Annotated in this window: 16 protein-coding genes; 12 read left to right on the forward strand and 4 right to left on the reverse strand. The window is 61.9% G+C overall.

Features of this window, described 5'->3' with window-relative positions:
* Positions 1 to 106: 106 nt before the first annotated feature.
* Both F6X24_RS16240 and aroB read right to left on the reverse strand, forming a co-directional pair.
* Positions 107 to 1,357, reverse strand: coding sequence for a 3-phosphoshikimate 1-carboxyvinyltransferase (locus tag F6X24_RS16240; RefSeq protein WP_151089010.1), 1,251 nt, complete (start codon positions 1,355 to 1,357; stop codon positions 107 to 109).
* Positions 1,358 to 1,455: 98 nt separating this feature from the next.
* Entirely contained in the window at positions 1,456 to 2,496 is a 1,041-nt protein-coding gene (gene aroB / locus F6X24_RS16245) for a 3-dehydroquinate synthase (protein ID WP_151089011.1), read from the reverse strand.
* A 129-nt stretch (positions 2,497 to 2,625) separates the two neighbouring features.
* On the opposite strand from aroB, the gene F6X24_RS16250 reads away from it, so the two are divergent.
* Positions 2,626 to 3,066 carry a hypothetical protein gene (locus tag F6X24_RS16250; RefSeq protein ID WP_151089012.1) on the forward strand — a complete coding sequence of 147 codons (441 nt, stop codon included), beginning with the start codon at positions 2,626 to 2,628 and terminating at the stop codon, positions 3,064 to 3,066.
* A gap of 121 nt (positions 3,067 to 3,187) precedes the next feature.
* Here F6X24_RS16250 and F6X24_RS16255 read toward each other — a convergent pair whose 3' ends face one another.
* The gene (locus tag F6X24_RS16255) at positions 3,188 to 4,321 is read right to left on the reverse strand and encodes a chorismate mutase (protein WP_151089013.1); all 1,134 of its coding nucleotides are present in this window, start codon (positions 4,319 to 4,321) and stop codon (positions 3,188 to 3,190) included.
* Positions 4,322 to 4,524: 203 nt separating this feature from the next.
* Between F6X24_RS16255 and F6X24_RS16260 the strand changes: the two genes are divergently transcribed.
* From F6X24_RS16260 to F6X24_RS16300, 9 genes are all read left to right on the forward strand, one after another.
* Positions 4,525 to 5,736: a proline dehydrogenase family protein gene (locus F6X24_RS16260; RefSeq protein ID WP_151089014.1), complete on the forward strand. Its 1,212-nt coding sequence runs from the start codon at positions 4,525 to 4,527 to the stop codon at positions 5,734 to 5,736.
* A gap of 182 nt (positions 5,737 to 5,918) precedes the next feature.
* Positions 5,919 to 6,299 carry a hypothetical protein gene (locus F6X24_RS16265; RefSeq protein WP_151089015.1) on the forward strand — a complete coding sequence of 127 codons (381 nt, stop codon included), beginning with the start codon at positions 5,919 to 5,921 and terminating at the stop codon, positions 6,297 to 6,299.
* A 187-nt stretch (positions 6,300 to 6,486) separates the two neighbouring features.
* Positions 6,487 to 7,428 carry a hypothetical protein gene (locus F6X24_RS19370; RefSeq protein ID WP_317132491.1) on the forward strand — a complete coding sequence of 314 codons (942 nt, stop codon included), beginning with the start codon at positions 6,487 to 6,489 and terminating at the stop codon, positions 7,426 to 7,428.
* Between the two features lie 373 nt (positions 7,429 to 7,801).
* Entirely contained in the window at positions 7,802 to 11,158 is a 3,357-nt protein-coding gene (locus F6X24_RS16275) for an efflux RND transporter permease subunit (protein ID WP_151089016.1), read from the forward strand.
* Positions 11,159 to 11,237: 79 nt separating this feature from the next.
* Positions 11,238 to 12,437: an efflux RND transporter periplasmic adaptor subunit gene (locus tag F6X24_RS16280; RefSeq protein ID WP_151089017.1), complete on the forward strand. Its 1,200-nt coding sequence runs from the start codon at positions 11,238 to 11,240 to the stop codon at positions 12,435 to 12,437.
* 125 nt (positions 12,438 to 12,562) lie between these two features.
* A complete protein-coding gene (locus tag F6X24_RS16285) occupies positions 12,563 to 14,104 on the forward strand; it encodes an efflux transporter outer membrane subunit (protein ID WP_151089018.1) in 1,542 nt (513 codons plus the stop codon).
* 89 nt (positions 14,105 to 14,193) lie between these two features.
* The gene (locus F6X24_RS16290) at positions 14,194 to 14,562 is read left to right on the forward strand and encodes a DoxX family protein (RefSeq protein WP_151089019.1); all 369 of its coding nucleotides are present in this window, start codon (positions 14,194 to 14,196) and stop codon (positions 14,560 to 14,562) included.
* A 63-nt stretch (positions 14,563 to 14,625) separates the two neighbouring features.
* Entirely contained in the window at positions 14,626 to 16,404 is a 1,779-nt protein-coding gene (locus tag F6X24_RS16295; RefSeq protein WP_151089020.1) for an ABC transporter ATP-binding protein, read from the forward strand.
* Positions 16,405 to 16,632: 228 nt separating this feature from the next.
* Positions 16,633 to 20,472, forward strand: coding sequence for a DUF7149 domain-containing protein (locus tag F6X24_RS16300; protein WP_151089021.1), 3,840 nt, complete (start codon positions 16,633 to 16,635; stop codon positions 20,470 to 20,472).
* A gap of 158 nt (positions 20,473 to 20,630) precedes the next feature.
* Here F6X24_RS16300 and F6X24_RS16305 read toward each other — a convergent pair whose 3' ends face one another.
* Positions 20,631 to 21,536 carry a prohibitin family protein gene (locus F6X24_RS16305; protein WP_151089022.1) on the reverse strand — a complete coding sequence of 302 codons (906 nt, stop codon included), beginning with the start codon at positions 21,534 to 21,536 and terminating at the stop codon, positions 20,631 to 20,633.
* Between the two features lie 175 nt (positions 21,537 to 21,711).
* On the opposite strand from F6X24_RS16305, the gene F6X24_RS16310 reads away from it, so the two are divergent.
* Together F6X24_RS16310 and F6X24_RS16315 are read left to right on the forward strand one after the other, a co-directional pair.
* A complete protein-coding gene (locus F6X24_RS16310) occupies positions 21,712 to 22,473 on the forward strand; it encodes a glycosyltransferase family 2 protein (RefSeq protein ID WP_151089023.1) in 762 nt (253 codons plus the stop codon).
* A 57-nt stretch (positions 22,474 to 22,530) separates the two neighbouring features.
* On the forward strand, positions 22,531 to 26,268 hold the full coding sequence (locus tag F6X24_RS16315; RefSeq protein ID WP_151089024.1) for a hypothetical protein: 3,738 nt from the start codon (positions 22,531 to 22,533) through the stop codon (positions 26,266 to 26,268).
* Positions 26,269 to 26,404 lie beyond the last annotated feature (136 nt).

Here is a 26,404-nt window from a genome sequence, read left to right on the forward strand (position 1 = left end):
AAGAGACGATAGGCCAGCCGAAACCAGCTGGATAAGAAGTTGAGAAGCGGAAAAGCTACCCGTTATTTGGTAGCTTATTCATTAAATTTAAAAGAATAGGCTACCGCTACGCCAGCTTCATTCCGACCGCCGTGAGCGCCCGCCAGAAGCTGGGGTACGACTTGCGCACCACCTGCGGCTCGGCAATGGTAAGCGGCCCGCGCATAGCCAGCGGCGCAAAAGCCATCGCCATGCGGTGGTCGTCGTAGGTTTCTACCGTCTGGCCATCTACCCGGAAGCTGGCTGATTGCACCTCGAATACCCCCGGCGCTACCTCCGGCATGGCCGCGCCGAACTTGCGCAGCTCGGCTTGCAGGGCCGCGATGCGGTCGGTTTCCTTGATGCGCAGGCTGTGCAGGCCGGTCAGGCGCAGCGGCACACCCTGCGCGGCAGCAACTACGGCCACGGTTTGGGCCAGGTCGGGACAGTCGGTGAAGTTGAGGGGCTGCTCCCACAAGCTTTCGGCCGCCGGCGGCACCTGCGAAAGCCACACCGCACCGGCTTCCCGAAACTCGGTAGCCACGCCGAGCAGCTTCATGCTATGCTGAATAACGTGGTCGCCCTGCCAGGAGGCCCGCCGCAAGCCCGGCAGGGTAATGGTAGAGCCAACCGGCCCCAGCGCCACCAGCGCGTACCAGTAGCTGGCGGCCGACCAGTCGCTTTCCACCTCGTAATCGGCGGGCTGATAGCCGCCAGGCTGCACTTGCATGAGCTCCCCGGGCAGCTCAGCTACCCCCGCCCCGAAATGCCTCATCAAGCTCAAGGTCATGTGAATATAGGGCCGCGAGCCTACCTCGCCGGTTAGCCGCAGGCGCAGGCCGACAGGCAGCGTAGGGCCCACCATCAACAGCGCCGAAATGTACTGGCTGCTGATGTCGCCGCGCACGCTTAGCTCGGCCATACCCTGCCCGGCGGCCAGCGGCCGGCCCCCAAAAGCCAGCGGCGGATAATGCTCTTTCTCCCGGTAAGTGATGTCGGCCCCCAGGCTGCGCAACGCCTCAACCAGAATGCCAATGGGCCGCTGCTTCATGCGGGTAGCCCCGGTAAGGGTGCCGCGCCAGCCGGTCACGGCCAGGTAAGCCGTCATAAAGCGCATTACGGTGCCGGCGTCTTCGGCATCCAGCAGGTCGGTGGCAGCAGCCTGGGCTAGCAGGCGCTGCATCAGCACGGTATCGTTGGCTTCGGAAAGGTTGCTGAGGGTGCCGCCACCGGCCAGGTGCTGTAGCAGCAGGGCGCGGTTGGCTTCGCTTTTAGAGGCGGGCAGCCGGGCGGTGCCGCTAAGCGGGCCGCCCGGCCAGCGCAGGGTTTGGTTGCTCATAGAAAGAGATACAGCGGAGGGTGACTCCGTTTGAGTCAATATATTCGAGGCGCGGCTGAGCTGTAGAAGCCCGGCCGAAAACAAAGTACCACTGCGCTTTACCTGGCCAGGTAAGCTTGCAGGGAGGCGCCTAGCTCGGCCACCGTCACAGCCTGGTCAAAAATGCCGTGGCCGATACCGTGCAGCAGCGTACACCTGATAACGTCGCCCCGGTTTTTCTTGTCGTGGAGGGCGTAGGCCGCAATATCGCCTATTTCAGCTTCGGTAAAGCGCAGCGGCTCAAAAGTCAGCCCCACTACTTCGCGCACCTGCGCCAATTCTTGCGCACTCAGCAGCCCGCGCCGGGCCGAAAGCCAGCTCTCGCAGATGAGGCCGGCTGCCACGGCCTCGCCGTGGCGTACCGCCCGGCCGGGCTGGGCCAGCAGGTAGCTTTCCAGGGCATGGCCCACGGTATGGCCAAAATTGAGCAGCTTGCGCAGGCCGGTTTCGTGCGGGTCCTGCGTCACAATACCTTCCTTAATGGCTACGGAATGGCGGACAAGGGGCGTCCAGTCGGGCAACGTGGCCACGGCTACCCCGCGCAGCCCGGCAAAGGCCGCGGCATCCGCAATGAGAGCGTGCTTGATAACCTCGCCGTAGCCCGAGCGCAGCTCACCGGCCGGCAGCGTAGCCAGGAATGCGGGCTCCATAAAGACGCCTTCCGGCTCCTGAAAAACACCGATGTGATTTTTAAATCCCTGAAAGTCAACGCCGGTCTTCCCTCCTACTGCGGCATCTACCTGAGCCAGCAGCGTGGTAGGCACGCCCACGCACCGAATGCCGCGCTTGTAGGTAGCGGCGCAAAAGCCGCCGAGGTCCGTGACTACGCCGCCGCCCAGGCAAATAAGCAGCGCGTGGCGGTCGGCCTGGTAAGCCGTGAGCCAGCCCCAGACTATGCCACAGGTTTCCAGTGTTTTATAAGCCTCACCGGCTTCAATGGTAAGTAGCTGGTAGGCCGGCAGGTGCGGGTGCAGCCGCGGGTAGCAGTCGCGGGCGGTGTTGGTATCGGCCAGCACGAAGAGGCGGCTCGGCGGCGACTGGTGCAGCAGCTCAGCCAGGGCGGGCAGGGCAGCGGAGCCGATGATGGGCGAGATACGCAAGGTGGTATACGGTGGAGGTAAGGCGGGTGCAAATAAACGGCCCGGCAGCCCAAGCACTTTCTGGTTGCTGCATGCAACGCTTTTCCGGCGCCGCAACTCTTTAGTAAACCCGCACCTACTTCCAGCTATATGCAGAAGACAACATTCTTTGCCCTGCTACTTGCCTTCACCCAACAGGCTACCAGCTGCCAGCGCACTGCCGATATCCGGCCGGCCAACTACGATGAGCTGGCGATGGCAACCGGACACTGGGAATGGGAAAGCACTTCGTACCAGGCCGGGGCACGCACGCCGGCCTCGGTGGGCTTTACCCGCCAGCTGGTATTTGGGGCGGGCGGCCAGCTCACCGTGCATCGCAGCGGGCAGGCCGACTACCACACTACCTACCAGCTGTCGATGAGCTACGCGCCCCTCATCACTTTTGTTAATGAAACCGATTTACCTAACGACAACACCAAAACCTACACGGTGCAGAGTCCGCCAAACGGCCAGCCAATGCTCAGCCTGATGGGCGTAACCGTTCCGGTTGACGGCGGAGCCGTGGAGACGTACCACTGGGTGAGTGAGTAACGGGGAATGACGCTGTTTAGAAAGTAGTTAGAACTGAAAAAGAACGTCATGCTTCGACAAGCGGATGCCAGATGAGCAGGACGTTCTTTTAGTTACAATCCACTATCTCCCATCCTGCTACTTACAGTCCCGGCCCCAGGTTCTGGGGCCCGTCAACCGGCCGGCCGTTGAGCACCTGGGTTTGCTGGCGGATGCTCTCGATGTGGATGAGCTTATACAGCTCCCCCACAAACCGCTCGTCGATATGGAGCTTGCGGCCCCATTCGGGGCGGGTTTTGAAGATTTCCTGCCAGCGTTCCAGCTGGAGAATCTTGACGTTATTTTCCTTTTTGTACTCGGCCAGCTCCTGAATGAGCGCCATGCGGCGGGCCAGCACCTCCAGAATCTCGTGGTCGGCGGTATCCATTTTCTGGCGCAGCTCTTCGGCCTTGTTGCGGTAGTCGGCGTTGTCGGAGCTGCGGTAGCGGTACTTCAGCTCGCTCAACAGCGCTTGCAGGCGGGCGGGCGTCACCTGCTGGGCGGCATCGCTGAGGGCAAGGTCGGGGTCGGGATGCGTTTCGATGATGAGGCCATCGTAGTCGAGGTCCAGCGCCTTCTGCGCAATGGGCAGCAGCAGCTCGCGCGAGCCGCCGATATGGCTGGGGTCGTTGATAAGCGGCAGCTGCGGATAGCGCGTTTTCAGCTCAATCGGAATGGCCCAGGTCGGCGCATTGCGGTAGCGCGAGGGCGCAAAGGTGCTGAAACCCCGATGAATAGCCGCCAAATCGGTGATACCCGCGCGCTCCAGCCGCTCGAGCGCGCCAATCCACAAAGCGAGGTCGGGGTTTACCGGGTTTTTTACCATCACCGGCACGCCGGTACCGGCCAGCGCATCGGCCAGCTCCTGCACGGCAAAGGGGTTTACGGTAGTGCGGGCGCCAATCCAGAGCACGTCGATGCCGTGCCGGAGGGCCTCCTCGACATGGCGCGGGGTGGCCACCTCAATGGCCATCGGCAGGCCGGTTTCCTGGCGGGCGGCCTGCAGCCAGGGCAGCGCAGCGGTGCCCATGCCCTCAAAGCCGCCGGGCTTGGTGCGGGGCTTCCAGATGCCGGCGCGGTACATATCGACCTGGTCCGCGGCTTTCAGAGCGCGGGCTACGGTCAGCACCTGTTCTTCCGATTCGGCCGAGCACGGGCCGGCAATAATAAGCGGTTGGCCTTTGGCGGCCAGCCGGCGCGTAAAATACGTGTCGGCGGTAGCGGTACTATTTTCCATTACAAACTGCGGCCTGGAGTGGCACTCCGCGCCCGCGCCGCCGAAGCAGGCTGTCGGCGAAGTTGTTGAGTGAGTGGCCAAAGCGGAGTGCCACTCCGCTTTACAATCCTAAAAGTAACCCATTAGTGGCGAACCGGGTTTAGCGAGGGGCCGTACCTTCGCAGTACCCACCCCACCCGCTCACTTGTTCTGCCCGCTCCACCATGTCTGTTACCCCTGCCGTGCCCCTGCCGCCCGTAGCGCCTATCTCCTTTGAAGACACCCGTATTGCCTTCGAGGCCAAGTCGGATGCCGACCTGCGCAAGATGTACGCGCTGTTTGCGGCCATGAACAACGGCAGCCTGGTAAAACTAGGCGGCGGCTTTATGCAGTCGGCCCTGAAGTTTAATTTCCCGGGCACCAAGTTTCTGATAAAGCACTCCATCTTCAAACAGTTTTGCGGCGGCGAAACCATTGAGGAATGCAAGGCGGTTATTGCCGAGCTGGGTCGCTACCACATCGGCACTATTCTCGACTATTCGGTAGAGGGCACCGGCAACGACCGGAGCTTCGACCGCACCCGCGACGAGATTCTGGCTACTATTGCCCTGGCGGCCACCACGCCGAATATACCTTTTTCTGTATTTAAGGTAACGGGCCTTATGCCAACTGCCCTGCTCGAAAAAACCCAGGCCGGCACCCCGCTTACTGAGCCCGAGCAGGCGGCTTTTGCGCGCGGCCGGCAGCGGCTCGATGCGCTCTGCGCCAGCGCGCACCAGCACGGCGTGCGCCTGTTTGTAGATGCCGAGGAAAGCTGGTTTCAGCAAACTATCGACGACCTGGCCGAGGAGATGATGCGCCGCTACAACGAGGAGCGGGCCATCGTCTGGAACACCTACCAGCTTTACCGGCACGACCGTCTGGAGGCGCTGCAAGCGGCTTATGACCGGGCCGTGGCGGGCAGCTACTACCTGGGGGTGAAGCTGGTGCGCGGAGCCTATATGGAAAAAGAGGCCCGCGTGGCCCAGCAGCGCGGCTACCAAAATCCGATTAACCCCACCAAGCAGGCCACCGACGACCTGTACAATGAGGCCCTGCGCTACACGGTGGCCCACGTAGACCGCATCAGCCTGTGCGCGGGCACCCACAATGAAGCCAGCTCGCTGCTGCTCACCCAGCTCATGGCCCAGGCCGGCCTAGCTCCGGGCGATGAGCGCGTGTGGTTTGCCCAGCTCTATGGCATGAGCGATAACCTGAGCTATAACCTGGCCCACGCCGGCTACCACACTGCCAAGTACGTGCCCTACGGCCCCGTAGAAGCGGTAATGCCTTATCTACTGCGCCGGGCCAACGAAAACACGGCTATCGCGGGCCAGAGCAGCCGGGAATTTCTACTCATTCAGAAGGAGTTGCGCCGGCGACAGGGCAAAAAATAGGGCTTTATCTGCCCCGATGGCAGCCAAAAATAGTGTAGGTTGGCAAGGCATTTGCTTGCAACGTAGGCGGATTTTTTGAGCTCTTCTACAGCAGCAGCTGTTTTCGTTTGCTCCTTTACAGTTTATCGCCGCACGCTTTGCCTGGCAAGCGATGCGAAAACGTCCACCTTTTCTTGTTGCCCATGATTAACCGCCTCCGTCACTACCTCATCCGCTATGCCCGGCAGCAGGCGGGCACGGTCAGCTACCTCACGCTGGTGCAGGAATCCGAGCTGGGCTTGAACCTGGACATCTCGCACGAAAAATCGCGCCTGAATGAGATGCTGGCCGAAATCTCAACTGAGGAGCACGCGGCGGGTCGCCCCTTGCTCAGCAGCCTGGTGCGCGTGCAAGGCTCTAAAGGCCAAGGCGATAACTTCTATAAGCTCTGCGAGCGGCTGGGCATGGGCGAATGGCGCTCGCTGAAGCAGGATGAAAACTTCCTGAAAAATCTTATCCGGGAATGCCGGGAGTACTGGCAGCAGGAAGCAAACTACGCGCAGCACGTATTAAATGAAGCGTAAGCGCTTACTACCTCATAATCTGCTTAGAAATCCCTGGCTACTGCCGGGGCTTTTTTTTGTGATTGGCCGGCCGCGCTCGCCAGCGGCGGGCAGCCGGTTGTAACCCCTGTTCGGCTCGCTCCGTTAAGCTACCCGAAGCCGGACATTTGGTCCTGGCGACACTTCACTCAACCCACCCCTTTTCCAGATGAACACCAACGATGCAAACAACCCGATGAATTCCGGCACCGGCGCCGGTGCTAACTATGGCACCAGCAACACCGGCACCGGCCTCGGCAACAGCGGCAATACCAGCAACGAAAGCACGAGCTACAACGCTGGCACCGATTACAGCAGCGCTACCGGCGGGGCTACTTCTTCCGATGCTACTACCCTGAACGCTGGCTCTACGGGCTCGCCCCTTTCCACTACTTCGCCCACCATGCCTACTAATGCCGGTGACAGCACTTCGCGCCCCGGCGACGACTACAGTGCTACTGCCAAAGGCGCCGCCGTTGCCGGCACCGCTGGTGCAGCAGTAGGCCGCGGCATCGATGCCGTAGAAAATACCGCTTCGCGGGCCGGCCACGCCGTTGAAGATGCCGCCACCGGCACCAACGACAGCTACGACGGCGATTACTCGCACACCAGCGGCATTTTCCGCGACCGCAGCAGCGCCGAGAAAGCGTACCAGTCGCTGCATGAGCGCGGCTACGGCAAAGACGACGTGAACCTGCTGATGTCGGACGATACCCGCAAGAAGCACTTCGGCAACGATTCTACCCACACCGAGCTGGGCGACAAGGCTATGGAAGGTGCCGGCGTAGGCTCGGCCATCGGGGGCACGGCTGGGGCTATCATTGGGGCTATCGCCGCTATTGGCACGTCGGTAGCGCTGCCGGGCCTGGGCCTCATCATTGCCGGTCCGCTGGCTGCCGCGCTGGCTGGTGCCGGGGCCGGTGGCCTCACGGGTGGCCTGGTTGGCGCGCTGGTCGGCTCGGGCATCCCCGAGGAGCACGCTGCTGAGTACGAGCAGGGCATCAAAAATGGTGGTATTGTAATGGGCGTGAAGCCCCGCAATGCCGAAGATGCCAAATATTTTGAAGAGCAATTCAAAAACAACAACGCCGACAAGGTATACCGCTATTAGGTATTACCCTCCAGCACATGTGAAAAGACCTCCCTTTTACAGGGAGGTCTTTTTTTGCGTTTTTTTATGCCTGACTGGCAGCCCGTAACACGGCTTTACCGCCCTGGTCTGCAACGCGGAGCCGCGAGGTCTTGTCAATGGCCCTGGCTTCGCGAGAGCAGGCCAACCGGTCGCCTCTTAACATGAGCTTTATGTGAAATGGCTGACTGGCTGTTAATTACTCAGGGCCTGATTTGAAAAATTACCAAACTGCCGCTAACTATTACCCGCGAAAATCAGTTAAGCACAGATTCAGTACAGAACGACGGGCGGGAGAGCGGCAGCGGGGTTTATGGTTTAACGAGTGCCTGGATGAAAGTTCAGGATTGGACTAATGTGGATTGTACGATTGGCCCTGGCGCGGCCTTACACCTTCGTGGTGATGGCGCTGCTGATATTAATAGGGGGCGTGCTGACGATTCAGCGCATGGCGGTGGATATCTTCCCCGACATCCCGATTCCGGTAGTAGGCATTGTGTGGACCTACGCCGGCATTGCGCCCGAGGAGATGAACCAGCGCGTGGTGGTGCCGGTGGAGCGCGCCATTACCACTACCGTAAACAATGTGGAGCACCAGGAAAGCCAGAGCCTCAAAGGCATTGGCCTGATAAAGGTGTTCTTTCAGCCGGGCACTAACCCCGACGCGGGCGTGGCTCAGCTCACGGCCATCACCCAGACGCTGCTGCGCGTGCTGCCGCCGGGCATTACGCCGCCGCTCATTATTCGCTATTCGGCCTCCAACGTGCCGATTGCCCAGACCTCGCTCAGCTCCGAAACGCTCGGCGAGTCGGACCTCTATGACGCGGCCAACGCCTTTATCCGGCCGGGCCTGGCGGTGGTGCAGGGTGCCTCGGTGCTGCTGCCCAACGGCGGCAAGCCCAAGCAGATAATGGTGGACCTCGACCCGCAGAAGCTGGCCGGCAAGGGCCTGAGCGCCGATGACGTGGTAAATACGCTCACGGCGCAGAACATCATTATTCCGGCCGGCTCGGCCAAGATTGGCACCCGCGAGTACGACGTGAAGCTGAACTCCAGCCCCGAGGCCGTAGCAACGCTCAATGACCTGCCCATCCAGACCAAGGATGGCGTAACGACCTATATCCGCGACGTGGCGTTTGTGCACGAGGGCGCGGCCGTGCAAACCAACATTGTGCGCCAGAACGGGCGGCGCACGGCTATTATTCCGCTGTTGAAAAGCGGTGCGGCCTCTACCCTGGCCGTTATTGACAAGATAAAGCAGGTGCTGCCCAACATTCAGGCGAATGCCCCGCCCGCGCTGAGTATCAAGCTGTTGTTCGACCAGTCGTTTTTCGTGCGGGCCAGCATCAAGGGCGTAATCATTGAGGCCAGCATCGCGGCGGCGCTCACGGCGCTCATGATTCTGCTGTTTCTGGGCTCGTGGCGCTCTACGCTCATCATTGCCATCAGCATTCCGCTGTCGATTCTGGTCAGCATTATCGTGATGAATATTCTGGGGCAGACCCTGAATATTATGACCCTGGGCGGCCTCTCGCTGGCTGTGGGTATTCTGGTCGACGATGCCACGGTGGAAATCGAGAACATTCACCGCAACATGGGCATGAAAAAGCTGCTCAAGCGCAGCATTCTGGACGGCGCCCAGCAGATTGCGACGCCGGCGCTGGTGGCGACGCTCTCGATTTGCATCGTGTTTGTGCCGGTATTCTTCCTGGGGGGCGTGGCTTCGGCCATCTTCGCGCCGCTGGCCACGGCCGTGATTTTTGCCATGCTGGCTTCCTACATCCTGAGCCGGACGCTGGTGCCTACCATGGTCATGTATTTGCTGCGCAAGGAATTACCCATTTACCACGCCCAGGAGGAGGAAGAGGTGCCCAGCGCCTACTTCCGCAATGGCCGCGCCATCAGCCAGGGCGAGCGCGACCTGGCCCGCCTGCACCGCGAGCAGTTTGAGAAAGACCACCCCAGCGGCACGCCCGAGGAGGAAGCCGAGCAGGGCATTACCGATGCCGAGCGCGAGGCGGGCAAAGCCATTACCCAAACCTGGGTCTGGCGCATTCACACCGGCTTTGAGCACGGCTTCGAGAAATTCCGGCACGGCTACAAAGGGGCGCTGCAATGGGCGCTGGGCCACCGCGGCCTGGTAGTGGGTGCGTTTGCGGTGCTGTTTATCGGCTCGCTGGGCCTGTTTCCGCTCATCGGCCAGAACTTCTTCCCGACCGTTGATGCCGGCCAGCTGCGCCTACACGTGCGCGTGCCCACTGGCACCCGCGTGGAGGAAACCGAGGAGCGCTTTAAGCAGGTAGAAAAAGTAATCCGGGAAGTGATTCCGGCCCAGGAGCTGGACCTGGTGCTTGATAACATTGGCTTGCCGGTAGTTCCTATCAACCTGCTGCTGAGCGACAACCCGACCATCGGCGCCGGCGACGGCGAGATTCTCGTCAGCATGAAGGAGAAGCACGGCCCCACCGGCGAGTACATCAACGCTATCCGGCGCAAGCTACACCAAGAATATCCTGATTTGACTATATTCTTTCAGCCGGCGGATATCGTGAATCAGACGCTGAACTTCGGCCTGCCGGCTCCTATCGACATTCAGGTGACGGGCCGCGACATGAAGGCCAACCAGCGCGTGGCCGGCGAGCTGAGCCGGAAAATCAAGAACGTGTCGGGAGTTGTAGATGCGTTTATTTACCAGGCATTCGACCAGCCCCAGCTGCGGCTCGATATCGACCGGGTGCGGGCCCAGCAGGCCGGCCTGGCCCAGCGCGACATTGCCAACAACCTGCTCGTAAACCTGAGCAGCAGCACCCAGACCAACCCCAACCAGTGGCTGAATCCGCAAAACGGCGTAAACTATACGGTGGCCGTGCAAACGCCACCTAGTCAGTTGGCTAACCTGAACGAAGTCGGGAATATTACCGTCACCGGCCCCGGCCAGCCCACCCCGCAGCTGCTGACCAACTTTGCTCAGGTGCGCCGGACGCAGACCTCGGCCGTGGCGTCGGACTACAACATCCAGCGCACGGTAGACCTCTACGCCAGCGTGAGTGGGCGCGACCTGGGCGGCGTGAGCAAAGATATTCGCCGCATTATTGCCGACGCGGAGAAAAACCTGCCCAAGGGCACGACCATCGTGCTACGCGGGCAGGTCGAGTCGATGCGGACGTCGTTTATCGGCCTGGGTCTGGGCCTGGCGGGCGCTATCGTGCTGGTTTACCTGCTGATGGCCGTCAACTTCCAGAGCTGGCTCGACCCGCTCATTATCATTACCGCACTGCCGGGCGCGCTGGCGGGCATCCTGTGGATGCTGTTTGTGACCCAGACCACGCTGAGCGTGCCGGCCCTGATGGGCGCTATTATGTGCATTGGAGTGGCCACGGCCAACTCGATTCTGCTGGTAACGTTCGCCAATGAGCGCCGGGAGGAAGAGCCCGACCTCAGCCCGCTCGACGCGGCCCTGGATGCCGGCTTCACCCGCCTGCGTCCGGTGCTGATGACGGCCCTGGCCATGGTTATCGGCCTGCTGCCCATGTCGCTGGGCCTGGGCGAAGGCGGTGAGCAGAACGCCCCCCTCGGCCGCGCCGTAATCGGCGGCCTGATGCTGGCCACGGTGACCACCCTGTTTTTTGTGCCTATCATGTTTTCCTACTTAAAGAAGCAAGAGGAAGAGCCGGCCGCCGTAGCCGCCGAGCCCCAGGCTCAGGCAGCCTGATTTCTCTGACTTACCATTGAAAAAAGAACGTCGTGCTTTCCGGCGGAAAGCCTGACGTTCTTTTTTAAGATTTCTTTACATGTCAACCGAACCTACTTCTTCTGGCACCGGCCGCTTCTGGCTGGTTATACTCGTTTTGCTCATCGTATTCGGGATATTGTTTGCGGTGGGTATGCTGCCCCGGCTCAAGCACAATAAGGCCCGTGATGAAGAGTCGCACGCGCTGGCCACGGCCAAGCCGGTGGTGACGGTAATCCCCGCCAAAGCGGCCCCCGACACCACCACCATTACCCTACCCGCCGACCTGCGCTCGAACCACGAAACCTTCGTGTTTGCCCGTGTGAATGGCTTTGTGCAAAGCTGGACCAGCGACATCGGCAAGCACGTGCGCAAGGGCCAGGTGCTGGCTACCATTGCCACACCTGAGCTGGACCAGCAGATTGCCCAGGCCCAGGCCAACCTGGCGCTGGCGCGCAGCTCATTTAACCGCCTCACTAGCGTTACGCTGCCCGGAGCCGTGTCGCAGCAGGAAGTAGACGCCGGCCGGGCGCAGTACGCGGCCCAGGGTGCCGCCGTGAAGCAGCTGCAGGCCCAGCGGGCCTTTCGCCAGGTTATCGCGCCCTTCAGCGGTATTGTTACGCAGCGTAATGTAGATGTGGGCACGCTCGTAACGGGCGGCAACGCTACCGGCACCCAGCTCTTCAAAATTGAGCAAACCGACACGCTGCGCGCCTTCGTGGATGTGCCCCAGAACTACGTGCCCGGCATCCGGCGCGGCCAGCGGGCCGACGTGCTGGTACCCGAGTTTCCGACCCAGCCGTTTGAGGGCCACGTAGCCCGCGACGCCGGCGCGCTCGATGCCCAGACGCGCACGCTGCGCACTGAGGTAGTGCTCGTCAACCACGGCCAGAAGCGCCAGCTGCGGCCGGGCGTGTATGCTCAGGTGCGCTTTCGGGTGCCGCAAACCACGCCGAGCGTGCTGATTTCGGCCAATGCGCTGGTGCCGGGCATCGACTCGAAGGTGGCGATGGTACAAGATGGCAAGATTCACTACCAGCCGCTGGTGCTGGGCCGCGACTTTGGCTCGACCCTCGAAGTAACCCAGGGCCTGAAAGGCGGCGAGCTGCTCGTCATCAACCCCACCGAAAACCTGACTGAAGGCCTCGAAGTAGCGACCAAAGCGGCGCCCAAACCCAAAGCCCCGGCTGGTCCGCCGCCCGCCAAGCCCCGGCCGAACGACCCCGATGCGCCGCGCGTATCGTCGCCTTTGTCTAATTAAAAATTATGAATTAAAAATTAAAATCAGCTGGTAGCCTGCGGGTAAAGTAGTACGTCGAAGCAGGGCAACTTATTCGGCGCACCAGTTGCACACTGCTGTTTAATTTTTAATTAATCTCCTATCGAATGCGTCTTTCTGTTGCTTTACTGGGCCTGGCACTGGGCGGCTGTGCTGTGAGCCACTATACCTACGACCCGCCCGCCGTGCCCGTACCCACGGCGTTTAAAAATACGGCGGCGGTTGACTCCCTCGGGCGGGGCCGGGCCGAGGTGCCGGCGCCCGTAGTTACCGACACCTCGAAGGCGCGGCAGCTGGCCCAGATTCCGAACCTGCCTACCTGGTGGGCAGTATTTAACGATACGACCCTCACCCGGCTCGAAACCCAGGCGTCGAGCCTGAACTTTACGACCCGCGCCGCCCTGGCGCGTATTGACCAGGCCAGGGCGCAGCTGCGCGTGGCCGAGGCGCTGCGGTCGCCGGTTATTGCGCTGGCGCCCTCGGTGTATAACACCCAGCTTTCGGCCTTGCGGCCGCTGCAGTCGGCGGCTATTCCGGCCGTGGCAGTGCAGCAAAACCAGTATTATGTGCCCCTGAACGTCAACTACGAAGTAGACCTGTGGGGCCGGCTGCGGCGCGGTGCCCAGGCCGCCCGCGCCACCGAGCAGGCCAGCGAAGCCGACGAGCAGGCCGTGCGCCTGAGCGTGTCGGCCGATGCGGCCAATGCCTACTTCAGCCTGCGCGGCCTCGATGCCGAGCTGCTGGTGCTGGACAGCGCCCGCCAGGCCCGCCGCTACAACGTGCAGCTGACCGCCGCCCGCTTCAAGGCCGGAGTGGACAACGAAATCGGCCTGCGCCGGGCCGAAACCGAGCTGGCCAACGTGGAAGCCAGCGCCATTGAGCTGCGCCGCCAGCGGGCCGGACTGGTGGCCTCGCTGGCTACGCTCACGGGCCGGCCGGCCAGCAGCTTTATCCTGCGCTCGCTGGCGCCCGACTCGGTGAGCTACCAGAGCGCCCTGCCCACTACGGCTACCTCAAATGGCCCGGCGCCCTCGCCGGTGCCGCCGCTGCTGGTGCCGCTGCCCGTTATTCCGGCTACGCTGCCGGCCAGCCTGCTCGCCCGCCGGCCCGACCTGCGCCGCCAGGAGCGCCTGCTGGCCGCCGCCGACCTGCGCGCCGACCAGGCCCGGCTCAACCGCCTGCCGACGCTGCTGCTCAACGGCTTCATCGGCCCCCAGACCAACCACATCGGCGACCTGCCCAAGGTGGCTAACGGCCTGACCTATTACGTAGGCGGCGGGTTTAATATCCCGCTCTTCGACGGCGGCCGCCTGCGCGGGGCCGAGCAGCTGGCCCGCGCCCAGGGCCGCGAGTCGGAGGCCGTGTACCAAAGCACTGCCCTCACCGCTTACCAGGAAGTTGAAACTGCCCTGGCCGATGTGCGCGCCGGCGAAGCCCAGCTGGCGGCGCAGCAGCGCGCCCTGCGCGCGGCGCGCCTGGCCGGCCGCCTCACCCTGGAGCGCTACCGCCGGGGCCTCACCGACTACTTCGCCGTGGTCGATGCCGACCGCCAGACCCTGGACGCGGCCCGCCTGGTGGTGCAGACCCAGACCACCCAGCTGCGCGCGGCTGTGGCCCTGGTGCGGGCGCTCGGCGGCGGCTGGCAATAGGAAGTGATGGGCCGCGGGACGGAGCCGGTAGGTTTTTATAACTTTCTTGCGCTTCATCCTCTTACCTCTTCACCTTCCTTGCTTTTCGCATGACTTCTTCTACCCAAAACACCGTCGCCTGGATTCTGCAAGCGCTGCTGGCGTTTGCCTTCACTGCTTCGGGCTTCCTGAAATTTCTGCATCTGGCCGATACCACCCGGATGTTTGGCAGTCTGGGAATGCCAGAGTGGTTTGCCTACTTTATTGCCGCGGCCGAAGTGCTGGGGGGCATCGGCCTGCTGGTGCTGCGCACCCTGCGGCCGGCCGCGCTGGGACTTATCTTTATCATGCTGGGCGCAATTTTTATGCACGCGACCCGCATTCCGGGCGGGATTGCGAAAGGAGTGCCGGCGATGGTACTGCTGGTGCTGCTGTTTGTGCTGCTGCTACTGCGCCGGCCGACGACTACGACTGCCTAGCGCCGGCGCCTTTTGCGCCTCTTGCCTTAATCGCCGGGTCAGGTTTGGCCCGGCGCTTGTATTATGAAAATACTATATTCTTACCTGCGGCGCTACTGGCCCTTGCTGGTGCTGGCCCTGGTGCTGGCGGCCGTCAACCAGGTTTTCTCGCTGCTCGACCCGTACTTGTTCCGGCGGCTGGTCGACCATTTTGTACCCCGCAACAGTACGGTGAGCGGGCTGCGACTGGTGCCGTTCTGGCCGTTTTTCCGCGAAGCTATCCCCTACATCGGCATGATGCTGGGCGTAGCGATGGTGTCGCGCATTGCCAAGAACTTTCAGGACTACTACGTCAACGTCATTACGCAGCGGCTGGGAGCTACCATGTATTCCGACGGCCTGCGCCACTCGCTCGATTTGCCCTACCAGGTATTTGAAGACCAGCGCTCGGGCGAAACGCTGGGCAAGCTCCAGAAGGTGCGCCTCGACGTGGAGAAGCTGATTCAAAGCTTTGTCAACGTGCTGTTTACGGCGCTCGTGGGCATCATCTTCGTGATGTGGTACGCCATTACGGTGTACTGGCCCATTGCGCTGGGCTACTTCCTCACCATTCCGCTGCTGGGTATTCTGAGCTTTGCGCTCAGCAAGCGCATCAAGGTGATTCAGAAGACCATTGTGGCCGAAACCACGGCCCTGGCCGGCTCCACTACCGAGAGCCTGCGCAACATCGAGCTGATTAAAAGCCTCGGCCTGGCCCAGCAGGAAACCCAGCGCCTGAACGGCATTACCGACAAGATTCTGAAGCTGGAGCTGCGCAAGGTGCGCTACCTGCGCTCACTCTCGTTTGTGCAGGGCACGTTTGTGAACTTATTACGCAATGTAATAATATTACTCCTTTTATATTTACGGGTTCAGAACCACATCAGCCTGGGCGAGTTTTTCTCGTTCTTTATCTACTCGTTTTCCATCTTCGGGCCCTTGCAGGAGCTGGGCAGCATCATTGGCACGTACCGCGAAACCGAGATTTCGCTGGGCAACTTCCAGAAGATTCTCGACACCCCGCGCGATGTGAAGCCGGCCCACCCGCAGGTGGTAGAGCGCATCGAAACATTAGGGTTTGACGATGTTACCTTCAAGCACCTCACGGCCCCGGCGCCGGCGCTGGCCGGCATCACGTTTGGCGCGCAGGTGGGCGAAACCATTGCCTTCGTCGGCCCCAGCGGCTCGGGCAAAACCACCCTGGTGAAGCTGCTGGTGGGCCTCTACCCGCCGCTGTCGGGCCGGATTCTCTACAACGGCATCCCAAGCACCGAAGTAGACCTCGACCAGCTGCGCGAGCAGGTCGGCTTCGTGACCCAGGACACCCAGCTTTTTGCCGGCACCATCCGCGAAAACCTGCTTTTTGTGGCCCCGCACGCCACCGATGCCGAGTGCCTGCACGCCCTGCACCAGGCGGCGGCCGATACCCTGCTGGCCCGCGCCCCCAAGGGCCTTGATACGGTACTGGGCGAGGGCGGCGTGAAAGTGAGCGGCGGCGAAAAGCAGCGCCTCAGCATTGCCCGCGCCCTGCTGCGCCACCCCACCCTGCTGGTGTTCGACGAAGCCACCTCGGCCCTCGACTCGCTCACGGAAGAGGAAATCGGCCGCACGGTGCGCGAGCTCTCGGGCTCGCGCCAGCACATCACGGTGCTCATCGCCCACCGCCTCAGCACGGTGCTGCACGCCGACCGCATCTTCGTGCTGGAGCGCGGCCGGGTGGCCGAAGCCGGCCGCCACGACGAGCTGCTGGCCCAAAAAGGCCTCTACTACGCCATGTGGCGCCAGCAGATTGGCGAGCGCAAGGAAGTAGCCGTGGCAGGCTAAGTAGCGTGGACGCTGCGAGTCCGCGCGGGGAAGGTAGCGTGGACTCTGTGAGTCCGCGCGTTGAACGATTAATAAAAGGCCCACGCGCGGACTCACAGAGTCCACGCTACAGCCGGCGCCAGGAAGTAGCGTGGACGCTGCGAGTCCGCGCGTTAGAACGTTGCTTAATGATACCACGCGCGGACTCGCAGCGTCCACGCTACAGCCGGCGCGGTATCTTGCGGCCCTATGCAGCTCAAGCCGCTTTTACCTTCCCAGGCTCTCGACCTGGCCTACCGCCGCCAGAAAGTAACCCGCCCGGCCCTCACTGCCTTCGAGCAGGCGCGCCGCCAGCTGCTCACCGAGCTCGATGCCCAGCAGGATGAGGCCGACATTGCCGAGCCGCTGCGGCGGTTTTTGCGGGCGGTGGGCTTCGCCAACTTCATCAACTCGCGCAAGAAGCGCGACCTGGTGCTGCACAGCGGCCCCGACGCGGCCGACCCGCTCGCCATCATCTTCGAGCTCAAGCACCAGAAAAACAAGGCGGAGATGGTGCAGCGCGGCAACCTCAACCGCAAGGCGCTGCACGAGCTGCTGCTCTACTACTTCCAGGAGCGCAGCTCCGAGCAGCAGGCGCTGGAGCTGCGCCAGCTCGTTATCACCACTGGCTACGAGTGGTTTATCTTCGACGCCCACGAGTTTCACCGGGTGTTCTGGAAGAACGCCGAGCTGCGCGCCTTCTTCCAGAAGCACAAGCAGGGCCAGACCACGGCCGGCGATACCAGCTTCTTTTACCAGACCGTGAAGGAGCTGCTGGACAAGACGGACACCGAAATCCGCTTTACCCACCTCGACCTCGACCCGCGCGACGACAAGGGCCAGCGCCGCGAGCTGGGCGAGCGGGCCTTGCTGTGGCTGAGCAAGCTGTTTTCGGCCCCGCACCTGCTCAAGGAGCCGTTTGCGCAGGATGCCAACACCCTCAACCGGGCGTTTTACGAGGAATTGCTCTACCTCATGGGCCTCGAAGAGGTGAAGGACAAGGGCCGCAAGCTCATTCAGCGCTGCGCGCCCGAGCGGCGGCAGCGGGGCTCGCTGCTCGAAAACACGCTGGTGCAGCTGCGCGCCGAAGACATGCTGCGCAACCTGCCGCCCGCCGAGCTGGCCAGCTACGGCGACGCGCCCGCCGCCCAGGCCGAGGGCGTGGCCCTGGCCCTGGGCCTGACCTGGGTGAGCCGCCTCTTGTTTCTGAAGCTGCTGGAGGGCCAGCTGCGCCGCTACCACGCGCCCCACGATGCGCCGTTTCGCTTTCTCGACCCCGGCCAGCTCCAGGAGTACGACCAGCTCAACCTGCTCTTTTACCGGGTGCTGAACCGGCCGCCGCACGAGCGCGAGGAGCCCGAGGCCCGGCTCTACCGCACCGTGCCCTACCTCAACTCGTCGCTGTTTGAGCCCAGCGCCCTGGAGCGCCTGACGCTGCGCATCAGTGGGCTCGACGACCGCCTGGCGCTGCCGCTGCTGGGCGGCGGCAAAAGCCGGCGCTCGGTGCTGCGCCAGGAAGCCGGGGCCGCCGCCCCGGCCGCCCTCACCTACCTGCTGCGCTTTCTCGATGCCTACGACTTTGCCTCGGAGGGCGAGGAAGGCGTGCAGGACGACGACCGGCCCCTGATTTCGGCGGCCGTGCTGGGGCTCATCTTTGAGAAGATAAACGGCTACCGCGATGGCTCGTTCTACACCCCCGGCTTCATTACCATGTACATGTGCCGGCACTCGCTGCGCCGGGCGGTGGTGCGCCACTTCAACGAGCGCTTCGGGCTGAGCGCCGCCGACGTGGCCGAGCTGCGCGAGCGCCTCGACGACCAGCCCCAGCGCCGGCCCGAGTTCAGCGCCGCCTTCAACGAGCTGCGCGTGTGCGACCCGGCCGTGGGCAGCGGCCACTTTCTGGTAAGTGCCCTCAACGAGCTGCTGGCCATCAAGAGCGAGCTGCACCTGCTGCTCGACGAGGCCGGCAAGCGCCTGCGCTACACCCTCACCGTGGCCCGCGACGAGCTGGCCATCACCGACGACGAGGACCTCGACACGCTGGTGCAGTACCGCGCCACCTACCACGACGACGGCGGCCCCAGCCCCACCCGCCAGGTGAGCCGCCAGCACACGCGCCTGCAAAGCGCCCTGTTTCGGGAAAAGCGCCAGCTCATCGAGCACTGCCTGTACGGCGTAGACCTCAACCCCAACTCGGTGCGCATCTGCCGGCTGCGCCTCTGGATTGAGCTGCTCAAGCACGCCTACTACACGCCCGAAAGCGACTTCCGGGAGCTGGAAACGCTGCCCAACCTCGACCTCAACGTGCGGGCCGGCAACTCGCTCATCGGCCGCTTTGCCCTTACCGACGACCTTACCGACGTGTTTCGGCGCAAAGACACCTCGGTAGCGGCCTACCGCCGCGCCTTCGGGCAGTTTTTCTCGGCCAGAGGGCGCGAGGCCAAGCAGGAATTGCAGGATTTCCTGGCCCGCCTCAAGGAGCAGTTCTCCACCGCCATTCAGCGCCACGACCCGCTGCTCAAGCGCATTGCGCGGGTGAAGGACGACCTGCTGCGCGTGGAGCTCGACCAGAAGCCCGACCTGTTTGGCAAAACCCAGCTCGGCGAGGAAGACGCCTGGGCCCGGCGCACCAGCCTGCAGCTCACCCTCGACAAGCTCGAAGCCGAGCGCCAGCTGCGCGAGCAGGGTGCCCTCTACCGCGATGCCTTCGAGTGGCGCTTCGAGTTTCCGGAGATTCTGGACGCGGCCGGCGCCTTTCGGGGGTTCGATGTGGTGATTGGGAACCCGCCGTATATCCGGCAGGAGGAATTACCCGCCGCCCTCAAGGGCTACCTCAAAACCCACTACGACACCACGGCCGGCACCGCCGACCTCTACGTGTACTTCTACGAGCTGGGCCTGCGCCTGCTGGCTCCCGGCGGCGAGCTTAGCTTCATCACCAACAACAAGTGGCTGCGCGCCGGCTACGGCCAGGCCCTGCGCCGCTACCTGTTGCGCCCCGAGCACCAGCTCGTCGAGCTGCTTGATTTCGGCGACCTGCCCGTGTTTCCGGAGGCTACTACCTACCCCAATATCCTGAGCGTGCGCCGCGCCCCGGCCAGCTCCAGCGTGCGCGTGGCCGAGCTTACGGCCCTGCCCCCCGACCCCAGCCACTTTGCCGACAGCGTGGCCCTGGCCGCTACCGACATGCCCACCGCCCGCCTCTCGGCCGATGCCTGGAGCCTCGCCGCCGCCGACCAACAGGCGCTGCTGGAAAAACTGCGGCTAGCGGGGAAACCGCTGAAGAAGTATGTGGACGGAAAAATTTATTATGGCATTAAAACCGGCTACAATGAAGCCTTTGTAATTGACGCCGCTACACGAGAAAAATTAATTTCTGAGGATGCAAAATCAGCGGAAATTATTAAGCCGTTTTTGGCAGGCAGAGATGTTAAACGTTATCAGCAACCAAAATCTGATAAGTATTTAATTTTCACACAACGGGGCATAAAGGTTGAATCGTACCCCGCAATCTTGGCTCATCTTGAAAGTTTCAGAGAAGGATTAGAACCAATGCCTAGGGGTTGGAACGGTAAAAATTGGCCTGGGCGCAAAGCAGGCACTTACAAATGGTTTGAAATCCAGGACAGCATTGATTACAAAATTGAATTTGAAAAGAAGAAAATAATAATTGCTGCATTTTCTCAACGTGCACCTTATGCGTTTGATGAGCAGAATTTCTATTCGAATGACAAAACGACAATTGTCCCAACAGATGACTTATTCTTGCTAGGGTGTTTAAATTCTTCAGCTGTTGATTTCTATTTCAAATCTATTGCTTCCACCAAAGCGAACGGCTATTTTGAATATAAACCAGTTTACCTTTCCCAACTTCCCATCCCGCCCGCCACGCCCGAGCAGCAGGCGGCGATAGCGGGGCTGGTAGAGCAGGTGCTGGCCGCCAAAGCCGCCGCGCCCGCCGCCGACACCCAGGCCCTGGAGCAGCAAATCGACGCCGCCGTGGCCGCCCTCTACGGCCTCACGGCGGCGGAGGTGGCGCTGCTGGGCTAGGCAGCCCCTAGGGATAAGTACACCAAAAAAAGAACGTCAGGCTCATCTGGCGTCCGCTTGTCGAAGCATCTCTACCGAACGAACCTAGCGGCGCGGTAGAGATGCTTCGACAAGCGGACGCCAGATGAGCATGACGTTCTTTTTTGACTTGAAGCCCCCTACTTGTCGCCAATCATCAGCTGCGCCCCGTTGCCCTTGCCCATGATGATGACTTTGGCATTGGGCGAGAGCGCGATGGCCTGCTGGGCCTTGATGCTTTCGTACTGCAAGAGTTTGTCGCTGAGCTCGGTGTTCACGATGCGCTGGTAGTCGGCAATACCCTGGGCCTCCACGCGCTTACGCTCGGCTTCCTGCTTTTCCTTTTGCAGCACGAACTGCATTTTCTGGGCATCCTGCTCGGCCGAAATCTTGCTTTCGATGCTGGCCTTCACCGACTGCGGCAGCTGGATGTTGCGAATCAGCAGCTGGTCGAGGCGCAGGCCGTTGGCCCGGAAATCCTTCTCGATGGCCGCCAGAATGCGGGCCTGAAACTCCTCGCGCCGGGTCGAGTACAGCGCCACCGCGTCGTAGTACACGGCGTTGTCGCGGATGCGGGTGCGCGAGATGGCCCGTACGATTTTCTCCTGGTAGTCCTCCCCGATGGTTTCGAGGATGCGCGGCGCCTGCTCGGGCACCACGTGGTAGAGCACGGTCAGGTCGATAACGACCTCCAGCCCATCGGCCGACAGCACCCGGATGGCATCGTCGCCGGCCTGCTGCCCCTCGTTCTTCACCGCCGACATGGTATAGTTCTGGGTGCGGGTATCGAAGCGGGTAATATCTACCAGCGGGTTTACCACGCTCAGGCCGGGCGGCAGCACCCGGCGCTGCACCTGCCCAAACAGCGTTTGCACGCCCACTTGGCCCACGCCCACCTGCACTATTGTGCTGGAGGCCACGCCCAGCAGCAGCAGCCCGCCGCCCAGCAGCAGCAACATCCCGCGCCACCGCCCAAAGCTATCAGAATAGCGGCTGGCATTGAGGCCCACGATTAGCACGATAACACCCAGAAAGATAAGCAGCATAAGGCGGGAGGAAAGTAGGAAAAGAGTAGCCGGCTGGCGGGTTCCAGGCGCCTGCTCCTTAAAGGTACGCCCGCGCCCCGCCGTTCAGCTTTTAATCGCGGCGGCCGGTCGGCTCATTACACCCAGGGGCGGCGCGGGCGCAACTTTTCGGCCCCGCATCCCGAAAGAAGCAGCTATGCATTTTTCCGTTATCACCCCCACCCACCAGCGCCACAACCTGCTGCCCGAAACCGTAGCCAGCGTGCGCGCCAGCATCAGCGCCCCCCTCGATTTCTCGTTTGAGCACCTGCTCTATGACAATGGCTCGCACGATGGCACCGCCGCCTACCTGCGCGAGGCAGCCGCGCAGCCCGGCCCGCCGCTGCGCCACTGGCACGATGCGGCCCGTTGCCGGCCCGGCTTTGCCCGCAATCAGCTGAGCGCGCAGGCCCCGGCCCACGCCTGGCTTGTGCCCCTCGACGACGACGACCTGCTGCTGCAGCGCACCCTCTACCACTACGCCGCCCAGATTGCGGCCAATCCCGACCGCCCCTGGCTGGTAGCCGATTTTTTGCGCGTGGATGAGCACGGCCGCTACCTGCCCGGCGAAGACTATTACGCCTGGCAGTTCGACTCGCCCACGGCCATGCTGCAGGCCATTTTCCGGGCCGAGCACTTCATTCAGGGCAACGTGTGCTACACCAAGGCACTACTTGATGAGGTAGGCGGCTACGACGCCGAGCTGGCCATGGCCGAAGACCTGGACCTCTACGTGCGCTTTTTGCTGGCCGGGCACCTGCCCGTGGTGTGCCCGCACTACAGCCACCTGCACCGCTTTCATGCCCACAATACCAGCCAGGGCGTCGATGCCGCCCGGCACAATGCCGACCTGCGGGTTATTTATGAGAGATATGCCAGGCAGCTCAGCCAGCTTGGCGTGCCGGAACCGGGCCGGTAGCAGCTACTCCCAACAGCCGGCTTATTTCTACGTAAGCGCTACACTAATCCTTCACGTATGCGCTTACTTTTCCTTAGCTGGCTGGCCGCCTTAGGGCTAACAATTTCCGCTGCTTCTGCTCAGACTATAGCCCCGGCCCACACGGTTTTTCTGCTGGGCAATACCGCACAAGGCCCTTTGCCGGCTGCCCGCCTCCAACAGTTGCGCCAGGTGCTGGCCCAGCAAAAAACACCGTTTACGGTAGTACACCTGGGCGATATAGTGGGCAATGAGGGCCTGGCCTCTAAAAAGGATACTACGCTTTCGCAGCAGGAAATGGCCCGCGCCGATGCCTTTATCAACCTGGTGAAGGGCTTACCGCTGGGTAAAATCTACTTCGTGCCCGGCGACAAGGACTGGGCCAACTCGGGCCGCACGGGCCTGAAAGCCGTGCGCCGGCTCGAAAAATATATTGAAAAGCAGCTGCCCGGCCAAAATGCTTTTGTGCCCACCAACGGCTGCCCCGGCCCCGAGGTAGTAGACATCGCGCCGCTGGTGCGCCTTGTGGCTCTCAACACGCCGTGGTTTACGCATCCCTACGACCGCCCCGAAGCGCCCGATACCGACTGTAAAACCCTGACCAAGGAGGAGTTTCGCGAGCAGGTACAGGATATTATTGACGATACCAAAGGTAAAAACCTGCTGCTGGTGGGCCACCACCCCGTCGTCAGCAATGGCGTGTATGGCGGCCACGAGCCCCTGAGCCGCCACCTGGCTCCGCCCGTGCTGGGTACCGTGTACGCCGCCTACCGCCAGAACGTGGGCACCCCCCGCGACCTTGCCAACCCGCGCTACCAGGAGCTGCGCAAAGAGCTGCTCAGCAATGCCTTGCGCACCAACCCCGGCGTAGTATATGCGGCAGCCCACGACTACTCGCTCCAGCTGACGCCCTTTCAGGGCAGCTACCACCTTGTGGCCGGCAGCTTTGTCAGGAGCCAGCACGTAGGAAGCAATAAACAATCATTATATAACAAAAACGCGCAAGGGTACGCGGTCCTCGACTACTACGCCGACGGCACGGTGAAAAGCCGTTTCTACACCTTTGGCAGCGCAGCGGAGCCGGCACAAGCAGCCTTTGCTACCACGCTGTTTCGCTCGCCCTGCGCCGATGATACCGGCGACCAGGCCCCCGTCAACTCCTTTATTACCGAGTGCCCCGGCATAGCCAAAACGCCCGCCGAGCGCAAGCCGGCAGCGCCGTTTGAGGCCGTTACGACCGTAGTGCCGGGGCCCGAATACCAGGCTGGCAAACTCAAGCGCTTTTTTATCGGGCCGCTGTATCGTACGTCGTGGCTCCAGCCAGTCAGGGTGCCGACGCTGAGTCTCACAACTGAGAAGGGCGGTCTGCGGCCCTTCGGCCGGGGCGGCGGCCGCCAGACGACCTCGCTCAAGCTCATCGCGGCCGATTCGGCGGAGTATGTTTTTCGCTCGGTAGATAAAGACGTCACGGGCATTTTGCCGCCCGAGCTGCAGCGCTCTTTTGTGTCAGACATTCTCAAGGATATTACGGCCACGGCCAACCCGTATTCCAACCTGCCTATCAGCGCGCTGCTCGACCACACCGATATTCTGCACGCCCGGCCGCGCCTGTTTCGGCTGCCCGACAACAACGAGCTCGGCCCCTACCGCCAGGAGTACGCCGGCCTGCTCGGCACCCTCGAAGACCGGCCGGTAGACCCAAAGCCTAATCTGCCGGGCTTCGGCAAAGCTGATGAGGTGACGCGCAGCTACAGCTTTTTTCGCAAGCTCTATAAAGACCACGACAACCGCGTGGACGCGCGGGCGCTGGCCCGCGCCCGCGTCTTTGATATGCTGGTAGCCGACTTTGGCAAGCACGAAGACAACTGGAAATGGGCCGGCTACGACCAGGGAAAAGGCCAGGGCACCCTGTACCGGCCCATCCCGCGCGACCGCGACCAGGCGTTTACGAAATGGGACGGCCTGCTTACCTACCTGGCCAACCGCGAGTGGGCCGTGCCCAGCATCGAAGATTTTGGGGACCACTTTGGCGATATGAAAAGCCTGAACTGGCCCGCCCGCCACCTCGACCGCTTTCTGCTGCAGAGTCTCACGCGGCAGGATTGGCAAGCCGCCGCCCAGTATATCCAAGCCCAGCTTACGCCGGCCGTCATCGACGAGGCTACGGCCACGCTGCCGGCTGAGATTCAGCCGATTTCGGGCCAGGAGATAAACCGCAAGCTCAAGCAGCGCATCCGGGAATTGCCAAAAGCGGTAGACCGCTACTACCTGCTGCTGGCCAGCCGGGTCGAGGTAGTAGGCTCCAATAAGGCCGAGGTTTTCAGGGTTGAGCGCCTGAGCGATGGCAGCGTACGGGTGCAGGAATTTGCCCGCAAAGGCGCTACCGATACGCCCAGCGGCCCAGCCTTGTTTGACCGCACCTTTGAGCCGCGCGAAACCAAAGAAATCGCGCTGTATGGCCTCGATGGCCAGGATATCTTCCAGCTAACCGGCCAGGGCGGGCGGCACAGCATCGTGGTGCGCGTAATTGGCGGCGCGGGCAAGGATAAGATTGTCGATGATTCGCGGGCAGCCGGCCTGCGCACCCTCACCAAGGTGTACGACACGCCCGATACCGAGCTGGCTGCCGGCCCCGAAACCGACGACCGCCGCTCGGCCCGCCCCGACGTAAACCAGTATAACCGCGAAGCATTTGAGTTTAATAGCTATGCGCCACGCGCCGGGCTGTTTTATAACCGCAACGATGGCTTTGGCCTGAGCCTCGGCGTGGGCTTTGTGCGCCAGGGATTTCGCAAGCCCGATTATAAGACCCGCTACGATTTCGACTTGCAAGCCTCCACCGGCGGGCAGTTTCAGCTTACGGGCAGCACCCGCCACCGCTACGCCATTGGCAAGGTCGACATCGGAGCCCAGGGCAGCTACGGCAATTATTTTCCGTTCTATAATTTTTTCGGCATCGGCAATAATAGCCAAAAAAGTCAGGACCTATACAATGCCAACTACTACCGCGCCCGCTACAAAGGCTTTATCCTCAACGCCTTTGCTGAGCGCGTGTTCTTGCAGCGCAGCGTGTTCCGCATCGGGCCAAGCTACGAGTATTATACGGCCGACTATGCTGCCAGCAGCCAGCTGGCCCAGGACCTGCGGCAGCTACAGCCCGGCACCGACAACCCGCGCCCCAATGCCGACTTCCAGCGCCTTGTGGGGCTGAACGCGCTTTTCGACCTCGACCTGCGCAACCGCAAGACCTTTGCCCAGCGCGGGGTGCGCCTGCTCGTGCGCCACGATTCGTACCAGCAGCTCAGTGGTGCCAGGCAAAACTTCGGCCTCACCCAGGGATTTGCCGAATATTATGGTACGGCACGGCTGGGCGTCCCGGTTACCCTGGCCCTAAAGGGCGGCGGGGCCAAAAACTATGGGCCCGATTCGGCTATTCCGTTTTATAAGCTAACCAGCCTGGGCCTGGCCGAAAACCTGCGCGGCTACTACCGCAACCGCTTCACCGGCGATGCCAGCCTCTACTACAACACAGAGCTGCGCCTGGCGCTGGGCCAAAGCAAAAATCACTTTCTGCCTTTTTATTACGGCGTGTTTGGCTTCTACGACCAGGGCCGCGTGTATTATCAGGGCAGCTCGCCGGGCGGCTGGCACGCGGGCTACGGCGGCGGCGTCTACCTCTCACCGGTAGTCGAAACGCTGGCGCTTTCCATCTCCTATCAGGTATCGGACGAAAACAGCCTTGTGCAGTTTGGGCTGGGCTTTCGCCTCGATAAATAGTTTGAAACAAGTCGTGCCAGCGAATTTCTTTACTGCTCGATGGTGTTAGGCCGTTGATAGACTTCAGGCGGCAGTTTGGCGTTGAAACCTTTGACCTACTTTTGAGTCTATGGCCTGGGTTAGGCAACCAAGTTTT

It is taken from the genome of Hymenobacter baengnokdamensis (genome assembly GCF_008728635.1).
Classification (GTDB): domain Bacteria; phylum Bacteroidota; class Bacteroidia; order Cytophagales; family Hymenobacteraceae; genus Hymenobacter; species Hymenobacter baengnokdamensis.

What these genes read in the sequence shown, in the direction of transcription:
- F6X24_RS16305 (WP_151089022.1), bottom strand. Translation starts at nt 21,536, where the DNA reads ATGCTGCTTATCTTTCTGGGTGTTATCGTGCTAATCGTGGGCCTCAAT.
- F6X24_RS16260 (WP_151089014.1), top strand. Translation starts at nt 4,525, where the DNA reads ATGTCTGTTACCCCTGCCGTGCCCCTGCCGCCCGTAGCGCCTATCTCC.
- F6X24_RS16250 (WP_151089012.1), top strand. Translation starts at nt 2,626, where the DNA reads ATGCAGAAGACAACATTCTTTGCCCTGCTACTTGCCTTCACCCAACAG.
- F6X24_RS16255 (WP_151089013.1), bottom strand. Translation starts at nt 4,321, where the DNA reads ATGGAAAATAGTACCGCTACCGCCGACACGTATTTTACGCGCCGGCTG.
- F6X24_RS16275 (WP_151089016.1), top strand. Translation starts at nt 7,802, where the DNA reads ATGTGGATTGTACGATTGGCCCTGGCGCGGCCTTACACCTTCGTGGTG.
- F6X24_RS16240 (WP_151089010.1), bottom strand. Translation starts at nt 1,357, where the DNA reads ATGAGCAACCAAACCCTGCGCTGGCCGGGCGGCCCGCTTAGCGGCACC.
- F6X24_RS16310 (WP_151089023.1), top strand. Translation starts at nt 21,712, where the DNA reads ATGCATTTTTCCGTTATCACCCCCACCCACCAGCGCCACAACCTGCTG.
- F6X24_RS16285 (WP_151089018.1), top strand. Translation starts at nt 12,563, where the DNA reads ATGCGTCTTTCTGTTGCTTTACTGGGCCTGGCACTGGGCGGCTGTGCT.
- F6X24_RS16280 (WP_151089017.1), top strand. Translation starts at nt 11,238, where the DNA reads ATGTCAACCGAACCTACTTCTTCTGGCACCGGCCGCTTCTGGCTGGTT.
- F6X24_RS19370 (WP_317132491.1), top strand. Translation starts at nt 6,487, where the DNA reads ATGAACACCAACGATGCAAACAACCCGATGAATTCCGGCACCGGCGCC.
- F6X24_RS16295 (WP_151089020.1), top strand. Translation starts at nt 14,626, where the DNA reads ATGAAAATACTATATTCTTACCTGCGGCGCTACTGGCCCTTGCTGGTG.
- F6X24_RS16315 (WP_151089024.1), top strand. Translation starts at nt 22,531, where the DNA reads ATGCGCTTACTTTTCCTTAGCTGGCTGGCCGCCTTAGGGCTAACAATT.
- F6X24_RS16265 (WP_151089015.1), top strand. Translation starts at nt 5,919, where the DNA reads ATGATTAACCGCCTCCGTCACTACCTCATCCGCTATGCCCGGCAGCAG.
- F6X24_RS16290 (WP_151089019.1), top strand. Translation starts at nt 14,194, where the DNA reads ATGACTTCTTCTACCCAAAACACCGTCGCCTGGATTCTGCAAGCGCTG.
- F6X24_RS16300 (WP_151089021.1), top strand. Translation starts at nt 16,633, where the DNA reads ATGCAGCTCAAGCCGCTTTTACCTTCCCAGGCTCTCGACCTGGCCTAC.